The organism is Cyanobium sp. LEGE 06143 (assembly GCF_015207535.1).
In the GTDB taxonomy this organism is placed as follows: Bacteria; Cyanobacteriota; Cyanobacteriia; order PCC-6307; family Cyanobiaceae; genus NIES-981.
This window is the reverse complement of the sequence record NZ_JADEWP010000302.1, coordinates 1-1,712: the sequence shown is the minus strand read 5'-3', so window position 1 is coordinate 1,712 and position 1,712 is coordinate 1. Positions and strand designations below refer to the sequence as shown.

The 1,712-nt window shown below is 60.8% G+C and carries 1 protein-coding gene; it reads right to left on the bottom strand.

The window, feature by feature from the left end; all coding sequences use genetic code 11:
* Positions 1-1,260: 1,260 nt before the first annotated feature.
* Positions 1,261-1,712 (bottom strand): DUF3348 family protein (locus tag IQ216_RS13775; protein WP_193815922.1); only part of this gene is annotated, 452 nt, incomplete at its 5' end.

Here is a 1,712-nt window from a genome sequence, read left to right as displayed (position 1 = left end):
TTTCGGAGGCGGTGTCAATCAGGCGGGTCATGGGGGCCTCCAGCGCGGTACCCAGCTCTGACAGATGTTTGGTCACCGTCGCTTCAAGGCTCTCCATACGCGCCGCAGAGGCGTCAGCGCGACCGGACTCCTGCTCCCTGAGTTCGGAGAGCTGTTGGCCAATGGTGGTGACCAGTTGCTCAAGGCCGGCTTTCTGGTTTGTGACCAGCTCTGCGGTGTTACGACTGAAATGTTGCTGGTATTCCGCCAGATTTTGCTGCCAGCGATCGCCAGCCTCACTGGTGGTTTTTTGAAAGCCGGTGGTCAGTTCAGCCAGTTGCTGGCGGGCATCATCCGCCCAGCTCTTTTGCAGGGACCGGGCATTGCTCTGAAGTTGCTCCATGGCACTGATGACAATANGTTCAACCCGCTCTGCTGCCTGCTTTGCGCTGTCATCCAGCGCGGATTTCAGGGAGTTGGCGACGGAATCGGCCAGGGTCTGGTAGTGGCTGCCAACGGTACTGTGGAATTCCTGCTGGTTGCGGGTCAGGGTCTGCTCCAGTTGCTGACCCAGCTGTTCCATGCGCGTGGTCATACGTTCCATGGCCGAGGCCATCTGCGGTAAGGCTTGTGCCTGGGTTTCCAGAGCCTGGAACGCCTGCTGGCGTTGATGATCGGCAGACAGGTGGTGCAGTTTCTCCCGCAGAGCAGTATCCAGCGTGCGGGATGCCTGCGCCCGGTCCCGGCGGCTCAGTKTCGACGCCAATCCCAGCATGGCGGAGGCGGCCACACCGGCAATGGAGGTGCCAAAGKCCAGGCTCAACMCGGCGATGGGGGCGGCCAGCGCACTGCGGATGGCGCTGAGCTCGGTGCTGTTATCCAGGGCCGAGGCGGCACCGCCCAGGGTTACGATCATGCCGGCAAAAGTGCCCAGCAGGCCCAGCATTACCAGCAGACCGGTCAGGTAGGGGGTGATCTGCGGCCCGGGCAGGGTAGCGGCGTGGCCTTCGATGCGACGTTGAGCAGGGTATTGAAGCGGCTGGGGCAAAGTGTTCAACCAACGGGAAACCTGGTCCTGGCTTTCCGGCAACTGGCCGACTTGCGCGGCCAACTGCCGGGTTTGCCGGCGAAAATTCACCAGCTCGCCAAAACCCAGGCAATACACCGCGCCAATCAGACCGGTGAATGCCAGGGCCAGCAGGTCAGAACCAATAAAGCCTGCGCCAATCCAGCTCACGACAGCAATGCCGATGGCGAACGCCAGGGTAAAGAACAGTTTACTCATGGGGTGTTATTAACCTCATTGTGGCAGGCTTCAAGCAAACCCAGCACCGGTTCCAGCCGAACGTCCAGTTCAGCGAGTAACAAGGCCTGCGCTTCCTCGCAGTAACGGTGGAACCAGTCGCGGGGTGCCTGGCCTGATGTTTGGGGTTGTTCATCGGACGTCTGTAAGGCCCGGAATCGTTGCTCCAGCACCTGGGATACGGTGGAAAAACACTGGCCGGTGTAGCCGGCCATGGTGTGATCGAACACCGCGTCCAGCTCAGCCAGGCGGGCCAGGGCCTGGCCCTGATCCTTCATGGATTTGCGCACTTTATCTCTGAACTGGCGGCTATTGGCCGCGATCTTGCGCTGTAATGCCAGCCAGGCATTTAACACCGGCTCACATTCCGGCTCGCCTTCAAATTCAAGTTCATCGGCCCAGGTGTGAACGCGGCGGACCAGTGCCCGGC